Origin of the sequence: Pseudoalteromonas sp. 78C3 (assembly GCF_002836695.1) — a bacterium.
GTDB lineage: Bacteria > Pseudomonadota > Gammaproteobacteria > Enterobacterales > Alteromonadaceae > Pseudoalteromonas > Pseudoalteromonas arctica.
Genome location: NZ_PJAV01000107.1, coordinates 1 through 25,358, shown reverse-complemented (window position 1 = coordinate 25,358; position 25,358 = coordinate 1). Strand labels below are relative to the sequence as shown.

General features: G+C 37.5%; 17 protein-coding genes and 2 tRNA genes. 8 read left to right on the top strand and 11 right to left on the bottom strand.

All coding sequences use genetic code 11. The features are described 5' to 3' along the window. Positions 1-283: 283 nt before the first annotated feature. Positions 284-1,651 carry a TrkH family potassium uptake protein gene (locus tag CXF76_RS03435; RefSeq protein WP_101163049.1) on the bottom strand — a complete coding sequence of 456 codons (1,368 nt, stop codon included), beginning with the start codon at positions 1,649-1,651 and terminating at the stop codon, positions 284-286. Continuing rightward, a complete protein-coding gene (locus tag CXF76_RS03430) occupies positions 1,648-2,307 on the bottom strand; it encodes a potassium channel family protein (protein WP_024596486.1) in 660 nt (219 codons plus the stop codon). The genes CXF76_RS03435 and CXF76_RS03430 overlap by 4 nt, the downstream gene beginning before the upstream one ends. Before the next feature lie 182 nt (positions 2,308-2,489). Here CXF76_RS03430 and CXF76_RS03425 point away from each other — a divergent pair, with 182 nt between their 5' ends. Then, positions 2,490-3,794: a DUF4118 domain-containing protein gene (locus CXF76_RS03425; RefSeq protein WP_101163048.1), complete on the top strand. Its 1,305-nt coding sequence runs from the start codon at positions 2,490-2,492 to the stop codon at positions 3,792-3,794. Continuing rightward, positions 3,787-4,455, top strand: a complete 669-nt coding sequence (locus tag CXF76_RS03420) for a response regulator (RefSeq protein WP_101163047.1) — start codon at positions 3,787-3,789, stop codon at positions 4,453-4,455. Before CXF76_RS03425 ends, CXF76_RS03420 begins: the two co-directional genes overlap by 8 nt. 47 nt (positions 4,456-4,502) lie before the next feature. Here CXF76_RS03420 and CXF76_RS03415 read toward each other — a convergent pair whose 3' ends face one another. Then, positions 4,503-5,945, bottom strand: a complete 1,443-nt coding sequence (locus CXF76_RS03415; protein ID WP_101163046.1) for a sugar porter family MFS transporter — start codon at positions 5,943-5,945, stop codon at positions 4,503-4,505. A gap of 27 nt (positions 5,946-5,972) precedes the next feature. Beyond that, positions 5,973-8,597 (bottom strand): glycoside hydrolase family 3 C-terminal domain-containing protein, encoded by a 2,625-nt coding sequence (locus CXF76_RS03410; protein ID WP_101163045.1) that lies wholly within the window; start codon positions 8,595-8,597, stop codon positions 5,973-5,975. A 414-nt stretch (positions 8,598-9,011) separates the two neighbouring features. Here CXF76_RS03410 and CXF76_RS03405 point away from each other — a divergent pair, with 414 nt between their 5' ends. Further along, a complete protein-coding gene (locus tag CXF76_RS03405) occupies positions 9,012-12,020 on the top strand; it encodes a TonB-dependent receptor (RefSeq protein ID WP_198551845.1) in 3,009 nt (1,002 codons plus the stop codon). Between the two features lie 80 nt (positions 12,021-12,100). Continuing rightward, positions 12,101-13,612, top strand: coding sequence for a tryptophan halogenase family protein (locus CXF76_RS03400; protein ID WP_101163044.1), 1,512 nt, complete (start codon positions 12,101-12,103; stop codon positions 13,610-13,612). 32 nt (positions 13,613-13,644) lie between these two features. Here CXF76_RS03400 and CXF76_RS03395 read toward each other — a convergent pair whose 3' ends face one another. Beyond that, complete coding sequence (locus CXF76_RS03395) at positions 13,645-14,820, bottom strand: helix-turn-helix domain-containing protein (protein WP_101163043.1); 1,176 nt, start codon at positions 14,818-14,820, stop codon at positions 13,645-13,647. A gap of 219 nt (positions 14,821-15,039) precedes the next feature. Between CXF76_RS03395 and CXF76_RS03390 the strand changes: the two genes are divergently transcribed. Beyond that, entirely contained in the window at positions 15,040-17,553 is a 2,514-nt protein-coding gene (locus CXF76_RS03390; protein WP_101163042.1) for a glycoside hydrolase family 3 protein, read from the top strand. Between the two features lie 73 nt (positions 17,554-17,626). Further along, complete coding sequence (locus tag CXF76_RS03385; RefSeq protein WP_101163041.1) at positions 17,627-19,351, top strand: glycoside hydrolase family 9 protein; 1,725 nt, start codon at positions 17,627-17,629, stop codon at positions 19,349-19,351. Between the two features lie 440 nt (positions 19,352-19,791). Here the strand turns inward: CXF76_RS03385 and CXF76_RS03380 are convergent. The 4 genes from CXF76_RS03380 to CXF76_RS03365 form a co-directional block, all read right to left on the bottom strand. Further along, positions 19,792-19,868 (bottom strand) — tRNA-Val (locus tag CXF76_RS03380). 26 nt (positions 19,869-19,894) lie between these two features. After that, a tRNA-Val gene (locus CXF76_RS03375) sits at positions 19,895-19,971 on the bottom strand. 113 nt (positions 19,972-20,084) lie between these two features. Then, complete coding sequence (locus tag CXF76_RS03370; protein WP_024590335.1) at positions 20,085-21,149, bottom strand: DUF3080 family protein; 1,065 nt, start codon at positions 21,147-21,149, stop codon at positions 20,085-20,087. Next, complete coding sequence (locus CXF76_RS03365; RefSeq protein WP_010552611.1) at positions 21,112-22,482, bottom strand: MATE family efflux transporter; 1,371 nt, start codon at positions 22,480-22,482, stop codon at positions 21,112-21,114. The genes CXF76_RS03370 and CXF76_RS03365 overlap by 38 nt, the downstream gene beginning before the upstream one ends. A gap of 128 nt (positions 22,483-22,610) precedes the next feature. On the opposite strand from CXF76_RS03365, the gene CXF76_RS03360 reads away from it, so the two are divergent. Next, a complete protein-coding gene (locus CXF76_RS03360; protein WP_007585130.1) occupies positions 22,611-23,237 on the top strand; it encodes a riboflavin synthase in 627 nt (208 codons plus the stop codon). A gap of 1 nt (position 23,238) precedes the next feature. Here CXF76_RS03360 and CXF76_RS03355 read toward each other — a convergent pair whose 3' ends face one another. Then, positions 23,239-23,442: a CPXCG motif-containing cysteine-rich protein gene (locus CXF76_RS03355; RefSeq protein ID WP_008166246.1), complete on the bottom strand. Its 204-nt coding sequence runs from the start codon at positions 23,440-23,442 to the stop codon at positions 23,239-23,241. A 103-nt stretch (positions 23,443-23,545) separates the two neighbouring features. Next, positions 23,546-24,418, bottom strand: coding sequence for a fructosamine kinase family protein (locus tag CXF76_RS03350; RefSeq protein ID WP_101163040.1), 873 nt, complete (start codon positions 24,416-24,418; stop codon positions 23,546-23,548). 125 nt (positions 24,419-24,543) lie between these two features. Between CXF76_RS03350 and CXF76_RS03345 the strand changes: the two genes are divergently transcribed. Further along, the gene (locus tag CXF76_RS03345) at positions 24,544-25,236 is read left to right on the top strand and encodes a hypothetical protein (protein ID WP_024607611.1); all 693 of its coding nucleotides are present in this window, start codon (positions 24,544-24,546) and stop codon (positions 25,234-25,236) included. Positions 25,237-25,358: the final 122 nt, after the last annotated feature.

Below are 25,358 nucleotides of genomic sequence, written 5' to 3'. Positions count from 1 at the left end.
CATATTTGTATTTAAGTTTTTACACGAAACCAAAGGCAAAGAGCTTGAACAAATGAAAGGGTAAATATTACCCCTTTAATAAGCGCCAAAACTATTGTAATGGTTTTGGCGCTTATTTTATTAATTTTCATATCTGCAATAATAAAGTGAGGTTATAGTTACCTTTGTTTTTTCTATAAAAGTATCTCAATTGATAAAGCCATATTTAGGAGTCGCTAATTTCCTTGCTTACACTGCCAAAAACCTTACATAAATTATGCTGGCTAAGTGGTCTTAATAATAGTTACCCTATTTGTATGGTTGTTTTAGCAAATTTAAGAGGTTGTAATTTAGGTTTTGCAAAACAATAAGCAAATGTCAGTGGGCCTACTCTGCCAATCAGCATAAGTAAAATAATTATTAGTTGGCTTGGCATACTTAAATTACTAGTAAAATCACGAGATAGCCCTACAGTGCTCAATGCCGAAATTACTTCAAAAGTAATATCTAAAAGAGACGCTTGCTCGATTTTACTCATAATCATGATGCTTAAAAAAGCCGTAAATAAGTATAAAATTACAACACTCAATGCTTTTATCACAAGTTTGTCGCTTAGCTCTCTGTTAAATATGGTTACCTGTGGTTTTTGACGTAAATAACTATACATAGCAAGTAGTAAAATAACAAAAGTTCCTATTTTAATGCCGCTTGCTGTACTTACCGAACCGCCACCTATTACCATTAATAACAATGTAAGCAATGTCGAGTCGGAACTGAGCTGGCTAATAGGTAAAGTATTAAAGCCTGCAGTACGTGGTGTAACTGCTTGAAACCAAGCAGCAATTACTTGCTCGTTAATAGGTAGGTTGGCAAGTGTGGCTGGATTTGAATATTCAAATAAAAAAATAAGCAAAAATGCACTGCAATTTATTACAGCACTTGCAATTAATACAATACGTGTATTAGTTGCTAATTTATGCCAGCGACGTTGTTGATATATATCTATTAAAACGGTAAACCCTAAGCCACCGATTATAAATAATGCACTGATAATAAGATTAACAGATACATCACTTTTAAAAGCCATTAAGCTATTACTATCGAGTGCAAACCCGGCATTGTTAAAAGCCGAAATAGTATAAAATAGACTTTGATAGGCGCTACCCGCAATACCATAGTCATCTACCCAGCTAATAAAAAGTAAGCAAAATGCTATAGTCTGAATTATTAGCGAGTAAGTTATTACGCATCTAGCTACATGGATCACTCCATTTAAATCGCTTGTATCGAATGCTTGGCTTGCAAGTAAACGTTGTTTTAATCCTAAGTTTTTACCAATACTTAAAAATGAAATAACGGCCACGGTCATAAAGCCGATTCCTCCAATTTGAATAAGTACCATAACAACACATTGCCCAAATGTGGTTAGCGCAGTACCTGTATCAATAACAACTAAGCCTGTAACTGTAACCGCAGAGGATGCAGTAAAAAAAGCTTGAATAAAGCTAAGCGATTCAACACTTGCAAAAGGTAATAGTAATAAGCAAGTGCCTAAAATAATGAGAGCAAAAAAACCAGCAGTTAAAATTAAAGGGGGGTTAACAGGCCTTTTGAAATTTTTTAAACGGCGATTAAATTGCTTTGGAAGTACGTGTGCTTGCCAGTTAATCATAAAGCTTTAAACCGTTTGGTGAGTTTTGTTAGGTAATGTTTAGAGCCCAGTAATACAAGGCTATCACCATGGCGTAACTCGGTGTCGAGTGTTAGGTCTGTATTGAAATTATCATCTCGGCGTAAGGTGAGCGGTTTTATATCTGAGTTACGCTCTTTTAGAAGCCAGCCAATATTGCGCCCTGATAAATGTAAATCTATGGCAAGCTCAACAATAAATGTAGATTGTGTAAGTGCAAAGTACTGGTTAACCATAGGGTAGTTAAGTGCATGTGCTACTCTGATCCCCATTTCTTCCTCGGGGTGAATAATACGAGATACGCCAAGTTTACTTAAAATTTGATGGTGACTTTTAGAGCACGCCTTAACCCATATTTGTTTAACACCAAGGTTTTTTAAATGCAGCACGCATAAAATACTCGCTTCTATGTTTTCACCAATTGCAACTAATACAGCTTGGCAGCTGGTTAAGTCGAGTCGAGCAAGCTGTGTTTCATCACTAGCATCTAAAATGACAGTGTAATTTAACTGATTAGCAAACGTGTTAATGGTGCTTTCGCTTATATCGGCTGCGCAAACGTGATGTCCCTGATTAGCAAGCTCAAGCGAGGCGGTAACACCAAAACTACCTAATCCGATTACTGCAAACTGTGCCATGTGCGTTCCTATTTAAAAAATACTACATAGCAAAGACTATGGAATTTTAAAAAAGAGTCACCCCATATCAATTAAGCTTTATAAACATTTAACACTACAGCCAAAAATCTTTATAAAAACTTTATACACAACGTATTAAAAAGCAGTAACCTATAAAAAGAGAATTTTATGGGAGTGCACAAATGGGTATTAATAAATGGCTTAAGCCGCTTTTATTAACAACAATTGCGCCTATTTTTATTGTGCTGGCTATTTTTCCAGTTCGAGAGTGGCTAACGACCACCGACATTGTGATGTTGCAATTACTTTGGGTGGCATGGGTTGCGGTGCGTCAAAATGCCGCCTTAGCGGGGATTACAACGTTAGTTAGTGTGGCATGTACCGACTGGTTTTTTGTACTGCCGTACTTTACATTTCATATCGAAAAAATTGAATACTTAGTCACTTTTACTGTCATGCTTATAGTTGGCTTGATGATAAGCAAATTGGCGGGCGAGCTAAGTAAAAACGTTCGTGATACCCAGTTACATGCCAGTAATACACGATGTTTATATGAGTTAGCTAAGGCGCTTAATGGGCTTGATGATATAAACGCTCAGCGCCAAGTATTTACAACATCGATTAAAAACCATCTAGGTATTACGCTTCGTTGGAACAATAATACAATGGATAATGGAGAGTACTTCAATATCGAACAAAACACACAATGGGGCGGCTTTATTTCAGATGCCGAACTTAGTCCTGAAAACCGTGCATTTATAGATACGGCACTGTCCTTGCTGTTTCAGGTTCACGAAAACTCAAATCTTAGAAACCAGTCGGCATCGATGAAAGTACAAGCAGAGTTAGAACGTGCTAAAAACGCATTGCTGCGTAGTTTATCTCATGATCTACGCACGCCTTTGGCTACTATTATGGGCTCATCAAGCATGTTAGCTGACGAAAATATTGAGCTGAGTAAGGCATCAATTACAGAACAAGCAAAAAATATTTATGAGCAAAGTGAAATCTTAAATCAGCATTTTAATAAAGTGATGGAGCTTAGCCGGGTAAATAAAATAGGAGAGCAGCTAGCATGGCAAGCTATCAACGTACATACACTTGTTACTGAGGCTAAAGCACGCAGGCAGCAGCAATTAAGTGGTTTTAACTTAGCGTTAGTCTTTGATAAAGCCACTTGTTGTATAGGTGATATAACACTTTTAGAAATCGCGCTTGCGAATATATTCGAAAACGCGGCACGTTACGGTGATGGGGTGGCGACAGTGGACTTTAATACTGAACGAATTGGTAATATAACACACTATAAAATAGCCGTAAGCAACCTCATAGTTACTCATCCAAGCAGTTCGGATGAAGGAGTTGGGCTTGGTAGCGTAATTTGCGATGTAGTTGCTCAGTTTCATCAAGGCGAATTTGTATTAGCTATTGATGAGCTGACCCAAGTAGCCACAGCAATACTTAGCTGGAGTGCAAAGAATGATTAATGTATTGGTGCTAGAAGACTCACCTGCATTGCAAAGTTTTTTAAAAACATTACTAGGTGCCAGTGGCTATAACGTATCAATTAGTGCGAAAGGGCTTGATGGTTTTTCATTAATGAGTGAGCAAAGCTTTGACTTAGTGTTACTTGATTTGGGATTGCTTGATATGGATGGACAAGCTTGGTTACTTGAAGTACGACAATGGAGCCAAATACCAATATTAGTGCTTTCGGCTCGCGATGGCGAGGTGGAAAAGGTTACAGCCCTTGATAATGGGGCAAACGATTATATAACCAAACCTTTTAGTGCAAACGAACTTCTGGCAAGAATGCGTGTGCTACTAAGAGTAAATACACAGCCCAGTTTGGCACTGCAATGCGGTAACATCATTATAGATCCGCATAAGCACACAGTTACGCTTAACAGCAGCGATGTAAAGCTCACTAATAAAGAATATAAAATTTTGCTTATGTTATTTCAAAATAAAGATAAAGTGCTTACTCATAATGCTATTTTAAGTCAGGTATGGGGGGAGCAATACATTAATAGACCTGAGTATATTCGTGTACATGTAGCGCAACTAAGACAAAAGCTTGAGGTAAACCCTGCAAGCCCTATTCATATCTTAACTGAGCCAGCGGTAGGTTATAGATTAGTTGGGTAGGCACTAAAAAATTATCGTCCTAAATTTAGCTATTTAGGACGATAAAGTTACACGTTTTCTAGTTTCGTTCCTTTGGTTTCAGTTACTAAGTAAATAACAAAAAGTACCGATATAAAAGCAAAAAAAGCATAGAGCGAATACGCGAGTGCAAGCCCTCCACCGGCTAGCAATATTGGAAAGGTCATAGTAACTAAAAAGTTAGCCAGCCATTGAGCAAGCCCTGCAACCCCTAAGCCTAATCCTCTCATGTTATTTGGAAATATCTCGCCGAGCATTACCCACATTACAGGACCCCATGAAAGGTTAAAAAAGAATACATATAAGTTGGCCTGTACGAGTGCAGTAAAGCCCCAGTCGCCAAGTTGTAATTGTCCTTGAGGGTCTATAGTGCCGTTAGAAAATGCGACAACTAAACCAATGAGTGAGAAGGTCATGCCTATTGAACCGATTAATAAAAATGGCTTTCGGCCTAATTTATCAATAAGCGATAAAGTAATAAAGCAGGCAACTAAGCTAATTACGCCACTAATAATATTGATTAAAAGCGCATTTGATTCTGAAAAACCAACAGCCTGCCATAATATAGCGCCATAATAAAATACCACGTTAATACCGACTAGTTGCTGTAATGTTGCAAGCCCAATTGCAATATAAACGACTGGTTTTAGCTTGAATGAGTGTGCTTGAAATAAGTTACTTATCTTTGTTTTTTCGCTATTACCTAATGACTGCCTTATTTCTTCCCACATTGATTCGGCGTTTTTAGCACCGAATAACTGCGATAGAATTTTCATTCCTGCTTGTTGTTTATTTTTCATTGCTAAATAACGCGGGCTTTCTGGAATAAAAAATAAAGTGACCAAAAAAATAGTTGCAGGGACTAATTCTATCCAAAACATCCATCGCCACGTATCAAAGCCTGACCAAAGTACTTCGGTTGAGTTCCCTGATATTTGTACTAATGAATAGTTACTTAAAAAAGAGCAAAATAATCCTAAAATAATAGCAATTTGCTGAATAGAAGTAAGCGTACCACGTAAACGTGCCGGGGCTATTTCACTTATATAAGCGGGCGTTAGTATTGAAGCTGCACCTACCGCCAAGCCGCCAATTAAGCGATAAATTATAAATTCCCCCGACGACCCTGCAATGCCTGAACCCCAGGCACTGATAATAAAAAGAACAGCAGTTGCAAGTAATACCTTTTTTCGACCAAAGTGATCGGCGCTTTTACCTGCTATTAATGCACCAATAGCGCAGCCTAGCAGCATACTTGCTACATTAAAGCCGGTTACTACGCTGTCTGAGTTAAAGGCACCTTTGAGTCCATCAACTGTGCCATTAATTACACCGCTATCAAAACCAAATAAGAATCCACCAATCGCAGCTACGCAAGCGATAAAAAATATACGTAGCAAGTTCTCATTTTCGATACTCTTTAATTGAATAGATGTACCACTGAGCGTGGGATCTGTTGCTGTATTTTCCATTTTTTAATTCCTAGATTTTTATTATTTTTATAAAACAATGTTAGACACCGTAAATTTATCTTTTGGTATTTTAATACCTTGCCCAGAGCCCACCGTAACAATTAAGCGTCCTTTGTAAGCCACGGCATTACCTTGCTCATTGATATAAGTGAGTTGGTTTTTAGGAACTGTGAATTTAACCTCGTTTTGCGTTTTGTGTTTAAGGGTAACGTGTTTAAAACTCACTAATTGTTTATTAGGTGTTTTAATTGGCGCGTCGGGCATAGAAATATAAACTTGAACAACATCGTCAGCTGTAAAACTGCTTTGGTTAGCGATTGTTGTTGTTAGGTTTAAATCGCCAGTGTCTGCGTTTATTGAATGACGTGTGTTTTTGTATTTAAAGTCTGCGTAACTTAAGCCGTAACCAAATGGGTAAAGTACTTCACCTTCATAATATTTGTATGTACGGTTTTGCATTGAGTAGTTTTTAAAGTCAGGTAAATCTGAAACTGATTTATAAAAGGTGATAGGCAATTTACCTGATGGGCTAAAGTCGCCGTAAAGTAAACCAGCTAGCGCGCTTCCTGCTGCCTCACCTGGATAGAAGCCCTGAACAATGGCATCTATATTTTCGTTCTCCCAATTTAATGCCATTGCACTACCGCTCATATTTACAAGTACGATAGGTTTACCGGTCTGCTTTAGCTTTTTAAGTAAATTAAGTTGGCTTTTAGGTAAATTAATATTGGTTCGATCTCCGTGAGAAAACCCTTCAATTTGCAGTGGCATTTCTTCACCTTCAAGATTGGCACTAATACCGCCTACAAATACAATAACATCCGCTTCATTGGCATTATCTAGCGCTTGTTGAGTAAGGTTTTGAGGGTTTTTTAACCAGCCTAAACTCGCTGTTGGGTTAATAACGTTGCTATGCCAAAAATGATTGAATTTAGCTTGTGCAGTTAATATATATTCTTCATTTTTATTAAGTGTTATAGCGCCATTAACGGTTTTACCATTAAGTGTAAAACTCATATTGGTGGCTTTGAAATAGTATTGTGCTGTTTGCTCCGGTTTAATTATTCCGTCCCATTTAACAGCAAATTCTTGCTCAATAGAGTTGTCGATAGGGGAACGTTCCCAGCTAAAGTCGATATTTTTATCTATTTGTCGTTTAGCTGGTTGACGGTCAAAATTACTCGCTGGGTAATACTGGGCAATTAACCCTGGCTGCATTTGATTATTATGATCTAGATGAAAAAAATTTTTTGCCTCAATAGGTTGGTAATGTGTATAAACCTCACCGGTAATACTTGAGCCTGCAGAATATGTAAGGTTATTTTTACCTAGGCGTTTTTCTAATGCGTATTTAGGGGTAATAGGTGTGATAGGTGTGCCGTTGTAATTTCCTAATAAAATAGCGGTGTTATTTGCATTCGGGCCAATTAACGCTATTCTTTCGTTACCTTTTAAAGGCAGCAATTGTTTATTTTTAAGTAATACTAATGATTTTTGAGCGGCTTCTTCGGTGAGTTTTAAATGTTCTGCAGATCCAACTAACGTCATCGGTTTTTTAGAAAAAGGCACATTGTTAGCATCATCAAACATTCCTAATTTAAAGCGCGCATACATAAGGCGTTTTAATGCTATATCTATATCACTTTCTTCAACTAATCCTTCTTGTACGGCCTGAGTTAAATAACTATAGGTATTACCATGATGATCACCGCAATTTAAATCGGTTCCTGTTTTAAGCGCCATCGCTGCAGCTTGTGCTTCTGTACTGACTATATTGTGTGATTTTACGTCGTAAAAATCGGCTATAGCACCACAGTCAGATACGATGTAACCTTTAAAATTAAATTCATCGCGTAATTTATTTTGAATTAACTCGTTGTTACCACAAGCCGGCGTGCCATTCACGCTGTTATATGCACACATTACTGATGCTACATCCGTTTGTGCTATTACATCTTTAAATGCGGGTAAATAGGTTTCTGCTAAATCTTTTTTAGATGCAGTGTAGTCGTCACTGTGTCTTGAAACCTCCGGGCCGCTATGTACTGCATAATGCTTAAGTGTTGCTACAGATTTTAAATACTTAGAGTTATCACCTTGTAAGCCGTTAATAAAATTAACCGCAATACGGGTTGTTAAATAAGGGTCTTCACCGTAGGTTTCTTGGCCACGGCCCCAGCGTGGATCTCTAAAAATATTTATGTTTGGCGACCAATACGTCAGCCCTGTATACATTGAGTGGTTATTTTCATTTAAAAAGGCATGATGCTTTGCTCTGCCTTCGTCAGAAATAGCCGTGCCAACTCTTAATATTAAATCTTCATCAAATGTGGCAGCAAGACCAATCGCCTGAGGAAAAACAGTTGCTTTACCGGCTCTTGCTACACCGTGAAGCGCTTCGTTCCACCAATTATATTTTGGAATATTTAAGCGCTCAATCGCGGGGGTTTTATCAAATAGTTGAGCTACTTTCTCTTCTAATGTTAAGCGATTTACTAAGTCATTTACGCGCTCGTCAGTTGTTGCCGCTTCATTTAGATAAAGTGGTGTATTTATATCTGTACCTGTATTTGATTGTTTATGGGGCGCACAACTAACTAAAGTAGCGATTGCTGTAAGTGCAATAAAACCTTTTCTATTTTTGTTAACCATTGTTATCAACTCTTTATTGGTGTGTGATAAAAATAAATTAACAGAGGTTATTATTAGAGTCGTCTAAGGGTAAGATTAATATAAATTTGAACGTTTAAATGAGCGTATTTACGTAAGTTCATACTTTTATTCCCTAAATAATAGGTATTAAGCTGCAAATACGTGTTAATTACTATTTAACAGTATGATTTTCAGTCCCTATGTATTAATCCATTTATAAAAACTAAGTATGTATATATAACCAAAGTGGCTTAATAAAGCGTTCAAATAGCGGTATGTGTGGTTAGTTAGGCGATTTTTGCCTTTAATTTTATTAAACCTATACCTGCACGATAACCACATACACAAAAAAGACAGGATAAGAATTTTAAGTGCTACGTAAGTAGTCTTTAAATTCTGATTGGGGAAATAAGAATGAAGAACATAAAACAGAGCCGTAAATTTAAGTTGTCGATAATTGCCACTGCAATTATGGCATCACCATTTTCTTGTAATGTATTTGCAGCACAAGAAGAAGCCGTAGCAAAACCTAATGAAGATAATATAGAAATTGTGATTGTAGAAGGGACACGCTCAAATCTCATTAATGCCCAAAATATGAAGCGAGAAGGCGAAACAGTACTCGATGCTATCTCAGCAAAAGATATTGGGTCTTTACCTGATCGAAGTGTACTTGAGGCAATTACCCGTTTACCGGGAGTGTCTATTGAACGCTTTGCAGCTGCAAATGATCCAGATCATTATGGTGTTGAAGGTAGCGGTGTTGTTGTTCGTGGATTAACACATACACGCAGTGAATTTAACGGCCGTGACACTTTTACTGCAGATTCAGGGCGAGGATTAAGTTTTCAAGATGTACCGCCAGAATTAATGGGGTCAGTTGAATTATTCAAAAACCAATCGGCAGATATGATTGAAGGCGGTATAGCTGGTACTGTCAATTTGGTTACACGTAAACCTTTTGATGCCGACGGCCGAGTAATCGCTTTTACTTTAGATGGAACATATAGCGAATTTGCAGATGAAACAACACCGTCATTTTCTGGCCTATATAGCGATATATTTGATTTAGATAATGGCAGGCTTGGCGTATTAGTAAATTATTCAAACTCTAAACTAAAGGCGCAGTCAGACGGTACACAAATAGGACGTTACGAAGAGCAAAATGAACTTGTTAATGGGCAAGCTGTATTTGTGCCTCGTACTACGCGTTTAACCCGAAAAGAAGATGACAGAAATAGAGAAGGTTTTGCAGGAGCACTACAGTTTGAAAATGAAAGTAAAACGCTTTTAGCTACAGCCCAATTTATTCGCTCTGATTCGTCACTAGCGTGGACTGAACACGCTATAGAAATGGCCGATGATGCTGTTATTAATGATTTAGTGGCTCTTGAAGGTACTGAGTTTGATATTACTGACCAAGGGCTTTTTGAGTCGGGTTTTATTACATCAAATGCAGGTTGGCGTGGTAATGATGCGCAGCGTCAACCACCAGGTGAATTTGGTGCACAACATGCGATGATCACACGTTTTAGAGATCAAGATAACGTAGTGGACGATTACGGTTTTAATCTTAAGTATCGACCTAACGATACATGGTCGTTTAATTTTGACGCTCAATATGTAGAGTCTACATCAGAGATTTTTGATTTTTCTGTCATGGGCGCAACTCGCGCTGTAATTGGTATTGAACAAAACGGCTCAGAGTTACCTGATATTACTTTACTTGACCCTGCAAATAGCGGCGATGCAGGATTTTTTACCGATCCTCATAACTATTTTTGGCGCAGTGCAATGGATCACATATCTGATAATGATGGTAAAGAAGTTGCCTTTGCAGGTGATACAAAATACACATTTGATAGTGGCTTTTTTACTAGCGTAAAAGTTGGTGCTCGTTATGCTAAGCGTGAGCAAACTACACGTCAGTCTACTTTTAATTGGGGATGGCTGTCTGAGGCGTGGGCAGGTAATGGCAGTGCATGGTTTGATGCACAAGGCGACGAGCTAGGTGCAAGTTTAGGCGATAGCTATGAGGAGGTAACTTTTGATAACTTCGCCAGAGGCGGGGTATTAAATGTTGCCTCAGAGGGAGCATTTTTGTTTCCTAAAGAGTCGTTTGTAAAAGACTACAATAATGCAGAATCTGCCTTTGCGTCTTTATCACCAAATTGGCAACGTTTGTCGAGCAGAGACGGCGCGGTTGGAGATTTTTTAAATAATGAAATTAATGAAACGTCTGAAGTAAATAATGCGTTTTATATTAAAGGTAATTTTGAAGGTGAATTAGGTGACATGTTTTATAGCGGCAATGTGGGTCTTCGCTATGTAAAAATAAAAAATGAAACAGATGGCTTTTTAACATTCCCAGATACCGTTGGCGATATTAACGATGCATCCGATCCCGATAATTTGTTACCCTCGGATCAAGCGGCCTTTGGCAATGCAGGATTTACAGAGCAAACTGCAAACAGCGAATACACAAATATACTGCCTAGCTTAAATGTAAAATTAAATTTAAAAGATGATTTAATTTTACGCTTTGGTTTTTCAGAAGCTATAGCACTACCGGCTCTAGGAAACCTAAGAAACTTTGTAAAAATCACGCCTGAAGACTTAGTGATCACCTACGATGAAAGCTCAGATGAAAGACAAATTCAAGACGCACGCTATTCGCGCTATACAGCTAACTCGGGAAATCCATTTTTAAAACCAATGGAGTCATACAACTACGATTTAGCACTAGAGTGGTATTTTTCTGAAGGTGTTGGCTCGCTTACGAGTTCATTCTTTTATAAAGATATGAGTAATTATTTTATTAATGGCTCAGTAGATAGAGAGTTTGCTAATAATGGTGCTACTCAGGTAGTACAAGTAAACGGTGCTACAAATGGTGATGAAGGTTCTGTGCAAGGTTTTGAGCTGGCTTACCAGCAGTTTTATGACTTTTTACCTGGTGCCTTTAGTGGTATCGGGATGCAGTTTAACTATACCTATATTGAAGAAGAAGGATCACCAAATGCAGGATTATCACCAGATAAGCCTGATTCAACAGAAGGCGCCGATGTTGCATTTGATGGATTGCCTCTTGAAGGGCTTTCTAAAGACAACATAAACATTGTAGCTATGTACGAAAAGTATGGCATAAATGCACGCTTAGCTTATAACTGGCGCTCTGAATATTTGCTAACCAGTAAAGATGTAATAACTCAATTACCTATCTATAACGAGGCGGGTGGCCAGCTTGATGGTTCTGTATTTTATAATCTAACGGACTCATTTCAAATTGGCTTACAAGGTACCAATTTAACAAACGAAGTGGCGCGTACTTCTATGCAAATAGACAACGATAATAATCGTATATCACGCTCTTGGTTTGCCAGCGAACGTCGATTTAGTATTATTTTAAAAGGTAACTTTTAATAAATACCATTAGTACATAAATAAACGCTATGACTGCTTATTAAGCAGTCATAGCGTTTTGTTATATAAGGTAATGAAAAATGAGTGATTCAAGAATTAAGTCTATTGTTATAGTCGGTGGGGGGTCAGCAGGCTGGATGAGTGCCTCGGCGTTGGCTAAAGTTATTGGCTGTGATAATTGTAGCATTACACTTGTTGAATCTAGCGAGATAGGCACTGTGTCGGTAGGTGAGGCTACTATTCCGCAAATTCAGCTATTCAATACAATACTCGATATCGATGAATCTGAGTTTATTCGCTCTACAAATGCAACGTTTAAACTAGGTATTGAGTTTATAGATTGGAAGGAAAAAGGGCATCGCTATTTTCATCCTTTTGGAAACTACGGTACTAATATGGAGGCGCTGCCTTTTCATCATTTTTGGTTGAAAATGCAAGATGAACCAAAATTTGAAAAAACTTCCAACTTATCTAACTACTCACTGGCATCGGTAGGTGCTTACGCCAACAAATTTATGCACCCGTCTACCCAGCAAAATACACCGCTAGCAGGTATTAATTATGCCTACCACTTTGATGCAACCCTTTATGCTAAATTTTTAAGTAAATACGCTATAAATAAAGGTGTTAAGCGTATTGAAGGTCAGGTTGATGAAGTAAAAACCAACCCTGTAACAGGAATGATAGAGTCGTTAGTGTTAAACGATAACACGGTACTCAGCGGTGATTTATTTATTGATTGTTCAGGTTTTAAAGGACTGCTAATTGAGCAAGCACTTAAAACGGGCTACGAAGATTGGACACATCTACTTCCTTGTAATAAAGCGGTTGCAGCGCCTTGTTTATCTACAAAATCACTAAACCCTTATACACAGTCTACGGCGCAGAGTGTTGGCTGGACTTGGCGAATACCGCTACAAAACAGAGTAGGTAATGGGTTTGTGTATTCAAGCGAGTTTATGGATGACGATAAAGCGCAGAGTTTATTATTAAACACACTGGAATCAAGCCCTTTAAATGATATAAATAGCTTACAGTGGGTTACAGGTATGCGTAAAAAAAGTTGGAATAAAAACTGTATTGCTATTGGTTTATCGGCAGGCTTTGTTGAACCACTTGAATCTACAGGGTTACATTTAATTCAGTCGGCTATTGCAAAACTGATGACGTTGTTCCCAAGTAAAGCTTTTACGCAGTGCGATATTGATTTGTTTAATCAGCAAACTGAAACAGAGTATCATCGTATTCGAGATTTTATTATTTTGCATTATAAGTTAACAAATCGCGATGATAGTGAGTTTTGGCGTTATTGTAAAAACATAGAAATGCCAGATTCATTAAAACAAAAAATAGATATGTTTAGTGAAAACGGTCGTATATTTAGACATGACAACGAGTTATTTAACGAAACATCTTGGCTTGCTGTTATGCACGGACAAGGCATTAAACCTAAAAGCTACCACCCATTAGTTGACAGGCTAAGCCGTGATGAGATAAAACGCAGACTAAAAAATATTGAATCAGTAATTAGTCGCTCAGCAAATGTAATGCCCGATCATCAGGCGTATATTTTAAAAAATTATACGCCATAATACATTGTTGTAGAGAGTTGTAAGTGGACAATCTAAGCTTTTGCTTGGCGTTCCCAATGCTCTTTTCTAAATTGAGTGGGTGTTATACCCACTAGTTTTTTAAAAAATGTATTAAAAGTCGCTTTGCTGTTAAACCCTGCTTTATCCATAATGTCCAACATGGTCACTGTTTTATTTTCTTCTAAAAGTAGCAGCCGTTTACTTTCTTCAATTCTGTAGTGATTTATAAACTCAAAAAAGTTTTTACCAAAGTGCCTATTAATTATTGATGAAAGGCTTCTTGACCCCATTCCTAATTGGCTTGCTAGGTTATCTAGTGTGAGTAAATGGTTTAAATAAGGCTTGTTTTGTAGCAAGTAGCTTTCAATTTTTTGTATTTTTTCGGGTTCAAAGACCTCTGGCAATTTACTTTGTTCGGTAGTGAGTGTGTCGTCAATACCTTGGAATATTCTTGAATGACCTGCACTAAAAAATATTAGGCTTGTTATTAATAAAAGTACCGCGTAGTTAGAGGTAAGCCCCAATAGTTCGTGATCGACAATTATTCCAATGTCATAAGACATAATAATACCAAGCGAGACAAATATCGCGTTTAAATGAACAACTAAAAAGCCAATAACTAAGACTTTTAACCAAGTCAGATCGACACTTTCTAGTTCTGCAAATTCATTTTTGATATTTTTTTGATATTTTTGTAATTCTAAAAAGCACAAAACACTGATAGAAAACCGGAAACATTCTCGAGAAAAATAAATTATACGATCAACGATAGGTGTAGTTTCAATAGTACCGTTTTGGAGTGCATTTAATTTAACGCTGTTGTCGAGCATAAGCCAATCTAGTGTGAAATAGATGGCATAAAGTATAAAAGGAATAAAATACAGTGCGTCAACTTTTTTAACTTCATAATTTTTATTAACTAACGATTTTATATAGAGCAAAAGTAGCGGGACTTCTAACCAAAATGCTAAGCCGAATGTATAAAACAAATTTGGCGATAAATTTAATGCAAAAGGTCTAAATGCTTCACCAAAGTTTATAAGATTATCCATAGGAATAGCAGCTTGAGCTAATAAAAAGCAGGCAAGTAGGCAGTTACTTAATTTATTCCCTTTTTTTAATGTGATTAAAAATACGCTAAACGATAAGCATATAAACATGGTAAAAATTAAAGCGAGATCGTGAGTGTTAAAAAGTACTTCTTTCACAATTTAATACACCTTTTATTAAAATTGTTATTTGGCACATCTATGTCATTCGTGTGGGTATGTATTATCGAACAAGTTTAAATATTTAAAACAGTTTTAGCGTTCAAATAAAGTGTATTACACGTATTAGAACGCCTAAAACCTCTATTTGAACGACATTATAGTGTATTTGTAATAAAACTATTCGCCACACTAACAAAGTATCAGGTTATTAATTTAATGAAAAATATTTATTCTTCATTTGTTTTAGGCTCATTTTTGAGCATTTCATGCTCAGCTGCATTTGCTAAAAATGATATAACGCTATGGCCAAAACAAAAACCCGCAATAGAAAAAAATGCAGCGCTAGAAGCTGACATTACACGCTTAATAAATAAAATGTCGCTTGAACAAAAAGTCGGTCAAATGGTTCAAGCAGAAATAACATGGGTCACCCCACAAGATGTTAAAAAATACCATTTAGGATCGGTTTTAAATGGAGGAGGTACATTTTTGCATAATGACCGCAATGCAAGTGTGTCTGATTGGGTGTCGTTTATGGATGAGTTGTACTTAGCCTCAATGGATACATCCGCTGGTGGTGTAGCTATTCCTGTTACGTATGGTATTGATGCCGTACATGGTAATAATAAATTTATTGGCGCTACTTTATATCCTCATAATATTGGTTTGGGTGCAGCGCATAACCCAGCGTTAATTTATAAAATTGGTGAAGCAACAGCAAAAGAAGTCCTCCTTGCAGGAATCGATTGGACCTTTGCACCTACATTGGCAGTTGCCAGAGATGATCGGTGGGGGCGAACCTATGAAAGCTACTCTGAAGATTCAGAGATAGTTGCTTTGTATTCAAAAGAAATGATTGAAGGGCTACAAGGTCAAGTAAATACATCTAACTTTTTAGATGACGACCATATCTATTCTACCGCTAAGCATTGGGTGGGCGATGGTGGTACTTATCAAGGGATTGATCAAGGCGATAATCGAGAAACAGAAAAAGATTTAATTAAAAATCATGCTGCAGCTTATTTTCCAGCTATAAAAGCGGGTGTACAAAGTATTATGGCCTCGCATAATATGTGGAATGGACTGCGTTTACATGGCAGTAAATATCTGCTTACTGATGTGTTAAAAACTCGACTCGGTTTTGATGGCTTTATAGTAGGTGATTGGAATTCGCATAGTAAAATACCTGGTTGTACTAATGACAGCTGCCCACAGGCTGTAAATGCTGGACTTGATATGTTTATGGTAGTCGAAGACTGGAAAGCTTTTATAGGTAATACAATAGAGCAAGTTGAAAATGGCATTATTCCCATTGAACGTATTGACGATGCAGTTAGGCGTATTTTACGAGTAAAAATACGTTCGGGGCTATTCAATAAAGGACTTCCATCAAAGCGTAAATACGCAAACCAAAAACAATTATTAGGTGCTCCTGAACACAAAGCGATTGCAAGGCAAGCTGTACGAGAGTCTTTAGTGCTGTTGAAAAACAATAATAATTTGTTACCGCTTAGCCCAGATAGTAAAGTTTTAGTTGCTGGCGACGGCGCTGATAATATGAGTAAGCAAACGGGTGGTTGGACAATTAATTGGACTGGTGAGGGTAATGTAAAGTCTGATTTTCCTGGGGGAACGTCAATTTTTGATGGTATTGAGCAGGCGGTAAACAAAGCAGGTGGTAAGGCGGTATTGAGCCCTGATGGAAGCTTTGATGAAAAACCCGATGTAGCTATTATTGTATTTGGTGAAAACCCATACGCAGAGTGGATTGGTGACTTGAAATCAATAGCGTACCAGGCTCACTCTCATCGTGACGCTAAATTAATCGAGTCATTAAAATCAAAGGGCATAAAAGTGGTATCTGTATTTTTATCTGGCCGGCCACTTTGGGTTAATAGAGAAATAAACGCATCTGATTCGTTTGTTGCTGCTTGGCTTCCAGGTAGTGAAGGCGTAGGTGTAGCTGACGTGTTATTTACCAATAAAAAAGGAAATATCGAGTATGACTTCAAAGGTAAGCTTTCTTTTTCATGGCCTAAATACGCGTCTCAAGTTGTATTAAATAGATTCGACAAACCGTACGACCCATTATTTGCTTATGGATTTGGCTTAACTTACAAGGATAATGTAAATCTTGGTAAGTTAAATACTCACAATGATTTTGTATTTGAAGTACCCACTAATACACCCTATGTAATTATGCAAGGTAGGGCAAAAGGTGATTGGAACTATCAATTGCAAACAGAGCAAGAAACAAAGGATATTCAAACTCCGGTTGGTAAAATTCAAGGCTTAAGCATGATTGAAGCTGACAAGGAAATTCAAGGAGACGCAAAAGAATTCACTTGGACTGGCAGTAATCATGCATCTGCATTAATTAGCTCAACATGGTACAGAGAGGATTTATCGCAGTACTTAATCAATAAAAGTGCCTTGACATTCGATGTGCGTGTAGAAGCCTACCCAGAAAAAACGTTAAATGTTCAAATGGGCTGTGGTAAAAGCAAGTGTGGTTCGTTTGACATAGCGCCTATTATTAAAGAATTTAAATTAAGTACATGGCATAAAGTATCGATAGACCTATTGTGTTTTGCTAATAAGGGAGTTGAATTTGAACGCTCTAGTGCGCCATTTGTTTTATCAAGTGAAGGCGCAGCTAAAGTACGCGTTGCTAATGTTCAATTTGAACCTAAAGCAAAGGAAACAGCTAATATAAAATGCGGTGAATAAATGGCAAAGGGTGCATATTAGTGCACCCTTGTTGTATTTTCGCTTGAATTTATGCGCATACGGAAAGGGCATTATGAAAAATGTTGTTTTAAAATTAACGTTAATCGCTGTGCTTTTCTTGAGTGCATGCACGGCGGTAGTAAAAGATGATTTTAGTAAACTGAGCACAGAGTCATCTAATCAAAAAATAGCAGTTAATCAGCTTGGTTATTTAGTTAATAGCGAAAAAATAGCAATAGTGCCAAATGTAACCGCGACTACTTATGATTTAGTGGATGTAAATACTAATAAAATAATACGTAGCGGCCAGTTATCACACGCTAAAATGTGGGACAACTCAGGAAATGACACCTTTAAACGCGCTGAATTTACAGATATTGTAACACCAGGAGATTACCTTTTACGTGTAAAAGGAGTGAGAGATTCTGCCGTATTCTCAATTAATAATCATGTATATGACTCGATTCATACAGCGGCGTTAAAATACTATTACTTAAATCGTTCAAGTATTGTAATAGAGAAAAAGTATGCAGGTATTTATGCGCGGCCTTTAGGGCATAAAGACGACGACGTGCTTTATCACTCATCAGCAGAGCAAGGCGATGACTTTAAAGCGAAAGAGGTGCAATCTCAAAAAGGCTGGTACGATGCGGGCGATTATGGCAAGTATGTTGTTAATTCTGGTATTACCACGTACACATTACTTGCGGCGTTTGAGCACTACCCTGAAGTGTATCAAAAGCAAATATTAAACATCCCTGAATCGTCAGATGACGTCCCCGATATTATAAACGAAGCACTATGGAACCTTGAATGGCTGATCACTATGCAAAGCGATGATGGGGGTGTTTATCATAAACTCACAACGTGTGAATGGCCAGGCTATGAAATGCCGCATGAAGATAAAAGAGCGCGCTACATGATAGGAAAAAGCACAGCGGCTAGCCTTGATTTTGCCGCGACGTTATCGGTGGCCAGTAGAGTAATTGCTCCCTATTATCCCAATAAAAGTAAGCAATATTTAGCGGCTGCAATTAACGCATGGAAGTACTCGCTTGAAAATCAAACCCAATATTATGAGCAACCTGATGATATTAAAAGTGGAGAGTATGGTGATAATCAGCTAAAAGATGAGTTTGCTTGGGCCGCTGCAGAGTTATTTATAACAACTAGAGATAAAGGTTTTTATAATACTTACAAAGAGATAAATATTCATTATTCAGCTCCTTCATGGAGAAATGTATCGTATCTTTCTTTAAGCAGTTTACTGTTTAAAGCAAAAGATTTATTGAGTGAACAAGAATACGAAGATCTTAAAATAAAGCAAAAACACTTAGCTGATGTGTATTTAAAACAACATAAAAATAGCCCATATATTGTTGCGATGGAAAAGTCTGACTTTGTGTGGGGAAGTAATTCAGCAGCGTTAAATAAAGCGATAGTTTTGCTACAAGCCGCTGAGTTAAATAATAATTCGCAGTACTTAAAGGCTGCGCAAGGGCTTGTTGATTACATTTTAGGACGCAACCCAACAGGGTATTCGTTTGTTACTGGTTTTGGTGATAAAACACCACAACACCCGCATCATCGAATTTCACAAAGTGATGGCATTACAGCTCCAGTACCAGGTATGTTAGTTGGCGGTCCCCAAGCTGGGCAGCAGGATGAGTGTAACTATGATTCCAACGAACCTGCAAAATCATACAGCGATAGCTGGTGTAGTTATTCAACGAACGAAGTGGCAATTAATTGGAATGCGCCTCTTGTATATGTGCTAGGAGCGTTTGTTAGCCGGTGATACTTACTTGAATCTTTTTATTATAGCTATAAATCACTGGTATAAAGCTTTAGCTTACCAGTTGTGTTCAATAGTATGCGGTGTGTTTCCTTACTTTACGCTAGTAGAAGTAGAGCAGATAGCCTAGAGCTGTCATTCCCTGTTGTGCTGTATTTATACATTGCCATTCAATCTTATAATTTGACTTGTAATTATCAGGGGTAGGGGTCTAATTTTGAGGTGGATTAAAGAGCTAAAAATGTGCTTTGGGCGCTTGGGCACTAGTTTGGGCACAAATCGATAATAACTGTAATTTTTAGGATGATCTTTTAAGGCTTGACTCTCGTTATTTTTAAATTTTGAATACAAAATAATAAAAAACTAAGAATTTAATTTTCAACAAAAAATTAAATGGGTATATTGAATAGGGTTTTTTAACTGTTTGAAATATAGAGTTTAATTGGTACGACCGAGTGGATTCGAACCACCGACCTCTACCATGTCAAGGTAGCGCTCTAACCAGCTGAGCTACGGTCGTACAATTTTTTTAGGGTTCTTAAATGTTGGTACGACTGAGTGGATTCGAACCACCGACCCCTACCATGTCAAGGTAGTGCTCTAACCAACTGAGCTACAGTCGTATTACTTTATTTAAGTAGGTGTTAATTGCTTAACAACGGCGGCTAATATATAGCGTGGCGGTTAGTGAATCAAGCAAGTTTGTTGTTTTTGAGTTTATTTGCCGTTTTTTTATTCATATTGGGCTTATTTCACACGTTTTATAAAATACTTGCCACCAAACCACATGTTTTTTAGCTGAGCTTTTTAGTAAGTTCAGTAAGTTACTTGCTGAGTCCGTTTTGACTAAGTTATTAATTTGAGGGCTTGAGATACTTTCGTTAAACCAAAGCTCATTATAAAGCGGTTGTAGTGCCTCTAGATAACCAGTTAACTGCGCTTGATAGGGCTGAATTTCTTTTAGGTAAAACTTTTGAAATACATTGCTTATGATTTTTGCGTTTTTATTATTTTTATCCTGAGGGCACAGCGTATTAAAGTTTAATGTTTTTACAAACTGCGTGGCGTTGTTATTTAACACTACCTGCTTGCGGACCGATTGAATGAGTACTTGGTTAAATTGAAATTTATTAAGCTGCTCGAGTGCACTAAAAATAGAATCACCATTAATTTCACTAAATTCTTTAGCCTTAATTTGTTGCTTAATGAGTACAAGTTGCTTTAGCGCAAGTACGGTATCACTAAAACCAGCAGGTTCAGTAGTAAGCTCGTTTGAAGTGAGTTGCCAGGTACGATTTAGCTCAGGCTCTTTAAATAACATGGTGTTAAAAAAGTGCATTAGGTGTGTTTCTTTGTAGTTTTTGGCTGCGAGTATTTTTGTGTAACTAGGACTATTTTTATCAAGCGTGTTTAAGCAAACCTGCGCACTTTTAATAAAGTTTATTTGATATTTTAATTGCCCAGCAGCGCTGGCGGTTTTTCCTAATTGGTTATTGTGCTCACTTATAAGCACGTTAAGCTTACATTGGCTAATGCCTGCAAGCTCAACAATGCTCAGTGTTAAGTCACTTTGTGCTATTGGGGTAGGCTGCAGTAAGGGGAGTTGCTTGAGTGGCGCAGGCTGTGTTGGGCTTGTATCAACTGTGCTACTTAAGCGTTCAATATAAGTAACGTTTATACTACTTTGTGGTTTGTTGCAGCCAGTAAGCGTTAAAAAATACATTACCAGCAAAGCAGCTGGTAATGTTTTAAGGCTGAGTTTATTAGTTTTGATTGAGTGAATCAATTTTAAGAAATTCATATTTTAGACGTTTTTTTACCGTTAGCATTAATAAAATAGCAGCGACACTAAGTCCCACTATTATCCCAGTCCAGAAACCGTGTGGCCCCATAGCTGGCACAATTATGTCTGTTCTTGCCAATACGTAACCTAAACAAAAGCCGATTAACCAATACGATATAAACGTAATATACGATATAGGCGTGGTGTATTTTAACCCACGGAGTATGCCATTTGCTGCAACTTGAAGTGCATCAGGTAATTGGTAAATACACGCTAAAATCATAATTGATGAAGCCAATGCCATAACAGCGGGGCTGTCGGTATACAGTTGGCTAATTAAATCACGACCGGCAAACGTAATAAGCGCTAAAAATAACGCCACAGCAATGGCTAAAATATAGCTGGTAGAAACCGCAACTTTTAATTGAGTCATGTTCTTTTGGCCGTATAAGTTACCTATACGAATGCTAATAGCGATTGATAGGCTCAGCGGCATCATAAACAGCAATGTAGTTACACTGGCTGCTATTTGATGCCCCGATATAGCTACTGCACCTAAATGCGCTATAAATAGCGGTATACACGCAAATAAAGTGACTTCAAAAAAGGTGGCGAGTGAAATTGGTATACCTAACTTAGTAATAATACCAATGGTAGTGAAATTAGGTTTTTCGAATGATGAAAGCAGGCCTTTAGCATCTACTTTTTTACTCATTTGGCAGTAAGTGACTTGTGCTATTGCCATAACAGTTAAAACAATTGCAGTGGCAATGCCACAGCCCGCGCCGCCATAAGCAGGAAAACCAAATAAGCCATTTATGAAAATATAATTTACCGGAATATTAACAGCTAAACCTAATAGGCTTATGTAAAACGCGGGCTTGGTCATTCCCATACCTTCGGTAACGTTTCTGTATACCGTAAAAATTAAAAATCCAAATACACCCCATTTCACAAAGTGAATGTAGTCAATGGCAAGGTTTGCAATTGCAGGCGTTGTATCGAGCTTAAAAATAATAGCATCTGCTAAATGGGCAATTCCAAAGCCTGTAAAGCTCAAAATAGCGGTTAAATAAAGCGCTTGTTGAAAATAGTGGCTAATGCCTTTGCGGTCATCACTGCCCGAAAACTGCGCAATAATACCAGTAAGCGCTAATAAAATACCTTGAAGGCCAAGTAATAAAGGGTTCCATATTCCTGTTGCAATAGACAGTGCAGCTAAGTCAGTAGGGCTAACTTGGCCTGCCATAATTGTGTCGACGACCGACATTAAAATAAGTGTAACTTGCGCTAAAAAAACAGGTAAAGCGAGGGAAAGTAAACGCTTGGCTTCCCAATTGCAAAAGGTCATAAAAACAGCTAGTTGATAAAATAGGGCGTAATTGTAATCTATTGGGGTTTAAATAAAAATCACAGTAGTGAATGATTTTATGAGTTGATACGTTAAACTAGCACTTTGTAATAATTTAAAGTGATTTTATGTTTACAGGAATAGTGCAAACGCAAGCTACGGTGGTCTCTAAGACTCAAACAGACGGTGTTTTACGCTTAGTTGTATCGGTGAGCGATGAGTACGTTAAGCATTTAGATTTAGGCGCAAGTATTGCTATTAATGGCTGTTGTTTAACAGTTGTGCAAGTTGAGCTAAGTAATCACGATGTGGTAGCGCAAGTGCATTTTGATGTGATTGACGAAACCCTAAAGTTAACTAATTTAGGACTGCTTGAGCTAGGTAGTTTAGTTAATTACGAACGCTCTGTTACGTTTGGTACTGAGCTAGGTGGGCATATAGTGTCTGGGCATATTCATTGTACGTCACAAATTTCTCAAATAGTGAAGCTTGAGAACAACTGCAAAATACAACTCAGCTTGCCAAAAGAGTGGCAAAAGTATGTGTTATATAAAGGGTTTGTTGCGATAAATGGCGCAAGCTTAACCGTGGGCGAAGTTGATGAACAAGGTTTTTGGTTACACCTAATTCCGGAAACGCTCGCCATTACAAACATTGGTGCAGCGCAAGTGGGTGACAAGTTTAATATTGAAGTTGATCAGCAAACTTACACTATTGTAAATACGGTAGAAAACTACTTACGCCATCAGGCTTAAGTTAAAATATTTGTTCGTCGTCACTGTCTACGTGTAGCTCTAATTTATTGTTAGCATGATCTATATGCATATTTAAATGAATTGGGTTACAGCAGGCAGTGCAATCTTCTATGTAGTCTTGATCGCCCATGCTTGCGTCTAAGTCTAAATGTATGTGGTGTCCGCAGTGTGGGCACGTTATTCGTTGTGATAAAAAATCTTTCATAATCACTCCAGTTATAAATAATTAAGTTAGATTCAACTTAATCGCTTACAGATGAACGCCTACTTACTCATTAAATATAGTGCTGAAATGCAGCTTATGACACTTATTTTATACCTTCAAACACCAGTTTTTCTATATGTTGTTTAGCTTCAGTAAGATAGTGACCGGCAAAGATGTTAGCGTGATTTAAAATAGGGTATAGCTGGTATATTAACTTACGTTTTTCGTAATTTTGAGAAAGCGGGTAGTGCTGGTTATAGGCGCTATAAAAATCTTTTGGCAGTGGCGCAAATAGTTCGCTCATTGCAATATCCACTTCCCGATCACCATAATAACAAGCCGGGTTAAATACCGTTGGCTCTGCTTTTAAAAAGCCCATATTGCCTCGCCAAAAATCGCCATGCAGTAATGAAGGCTCAACTTGATGACTATGCAGCTGTTCTTTAACGGCATTAATTAAGCGCTCGGGTTCAATAAAGTTAATGCCTTTTTCAGCGAGTAACTGTAATTGCCACCCTATACGTTCTTCGGCGTAAAATACATCCCATTTTTTATGCCAGCGATTAGGTTGTATGGTAGTGGCTATATAGTTGTCTACATCAAAACCAAACATGGCTTGGTCGTGTTTTTGATGCATTTTAGCAAGGCTGCTTCCCATAGTTGCCCACGTGTTGTGGGGTTGTTTATCTAAAACAAGCCACTGTAAAACAATAAACGAAAACTCTATATTTGCACCGGTTGTAATACATTCAGGGACTTTAAAATTACTATTTTGCGCTAAAAGCTTTAAGCCAATAAATTCACTTTCTAAACGCTCGAGTTCGCTTTTTAATGCTATTTTAACGAAGAAGTTATGCGTACCATTGGTAATATGAAATAGTTTGTCGGTATTTGTACTTTGTAATTGGCGTTTATAGGTGTGTTTAAAGTCAAAATTAATGGCTTGGCTGATGTGCTCATTTACTGTTTTCCACATAACAATTGCTCGCCTTTTAAACAGATACTTAAACTATGGCAAAAAGGTATTAATTTAACAATCTAAACGTTGTAAAATTAATGACTATATTGCATAAAAATTACACTTACTGTAATGGAGTAAAAATGAACAAAAGTTTAATAACCAATTTGCTAGCGGGTTTATGTGTTGTTGTAGGTTTTATGTTTAACCAAGCAATTGTGTTATCAGTTGGTTTATTTGCACTTTCTGGCGCGGTAACTAATTTATTAGCGATTCATATGTTGTTTGAAAAAGTCCCGTTTTTATATGGCTCAGGCGTTATAGCGCTTAAGTTTGAAAGCTTTAAAATCGCAATTAGAAACTTAATATTAACGGAGTTTTTTTCAGAGCAAAAAATTAATAATTTACTCAATAAAGCGCAGCCCAATATCGATTTTGAGCCAATAATTAGTAATGTTGATTTAAACCCCGCATTCGACAATTTGTTAGAGGTAATAGAGCAATCTCAGTTTGGTAGCATGCTTGGGATGTTTGGCGGCACAGCAGCAATAGAGCCAATGCGTGAAAAGTTTATTGAAAAAATGCAATTGTCGCTTAGTGAGATTTCCCAAACTGACGACTTTAAAGCATTAGTAAGCCAAACACTCTCACAAGGTAATAGCGCAGAGAGCCTACATAAAACAGTACTTAAATTAGTTGATGAGCGCTTAGATGAGCTTACCCCAAAAATGGTTAAAGAGATTATTCAAACCATGATCCGCGAGCACTTAGGCTGGCTTGTAGTATGGGGTGGTGTGTTTGGTGGTTTATTTGGTTTAATAGCGGCCGTGATTTAAATATAGCTACTGATACCAATTAAAAAACAATCATTCTATCGCATTAAATAGCGCACTCACTGCGTTAAAAGTTGTTCGTGTACGAGTGCATGGATACAGGAGGTAGAGCAATGCAGGGAGCA

Excerpts from the sequence above, each read along its gene's own strand:
- CXF76_RS03435 (WP_101163049.1), bottom strand. The coding sequence starts at position 1,651 with ATGATTAACTGGCAAGCACACGTACTTCCAAAGCAATTTAATCGCCGT.
- CXF76_RS03430 (WP_024596486.1), bottom strand. The coding sequence starts at position 2,307 with ATGGCACAGTTTGCAGTAATCGGATTAGGTAGTTTTGGTGTTACCGCC.
- CXF76_RS03425 (WP_101163048.1), top strand. The coding sequence starts at position 2,490 with ATGGGTATTAATAAATGGCTTAAGCCGCTTTTATTAACAACAATTGCG.
- CXF76_RS03420 (WP_101163047.1), top strand. The coding sequence starts at position 3,787 with ATGATTAATGTATTGGTGCTAGAAGACTCACCTGCATTGCAAAGTTTT.
- CXF76_RS03415 (WP_101163046.1), bottom strand. The coding sequence starts at position 5,945 with ATGGAAAATACAGCAACAGATCCCACGCTCAGTGGTACATCTATTCAA.
- CXF76_RS03410 (WP_101163045.1), bottom strand. The coding sequence starts at position 8,597 with ATGGTTAACAAAAATAGAAAAGGTTTTATTGCACTTACAGCAATCGCT.
- CXF76_RS03405 (WP_198551845.1), top strand. The coding sequence starts at position 9,012 with ATGAAGAACATAAAACAGAGCCGTAAATTTAAGTTGTCGATAATTGCC.
- CXF76_RS03400 (WP_101163044.1), top strand. The coding sequence starts at position 12,101 with ATGAGTGATTCAAGAATTAAGTCTATTGTTATAGTCGGTGGGGGGTCA.
- CXF76_RS03390 (WP_101163042.1), top strand. The coding sequence starts at position 15,040 with ATGAAAAATATTTATTCTTCATTTGTTTTAGGCTCATTTTTGAGCATT.
- CXF76_RS03385 (WP_101163041.1), top strand. The coding sequence starts at position 17,627 with ATGAAAAATGTTGTTTTAAAATTAACGTTAATCGCTGTGCTTTTCTTG.
- CXF76_RS03370 (WP_024590335.1), bottom strand. The coding sequence starts at position 21,149 with ATGAATTTCTTAAAATTGATTCACTCAATCAAAACTAATAAACTCAGC.
- CXF76_RS03365 (WP_010552611.1), bottom strand. The coding sequence starts at position 22,482 with ATGACCTTTTGCAATTGGGAAGCCAAGCGTTTACTTTCCCTCGCTTTA.
- CXF76_RS03360 (WP_007585130.1), top strand. The coding sequence starts at position 22,611 with ATGTTTACAGGAATAGTGCAAACGCAAGCTACGGTGGTCTCTAAGACT.
- CXF76_RS03355 (WP_008166246.1), bottom strand. The coding sequence starts at position 23,442 with ATGAAAGATTTTTTATCACAACGAATAACGTGCCCACACTGCGGACAC.
- CXF76_RS03350 (WP_101163040.1), bottom strand. The coding sequence starts at position 24,418 with ATGTGGAAAACAGTAAATGAGCACATCAGCCAAGCCATTAATTTTGAC.
- CXF76_RS03345 (WP_024607611.1), top strand. The coding sequence starts at position 24,544 with ATGAACAAAAGTTTAATAACCAATTTGCTAGCGGGTTTATGTGTTGTT.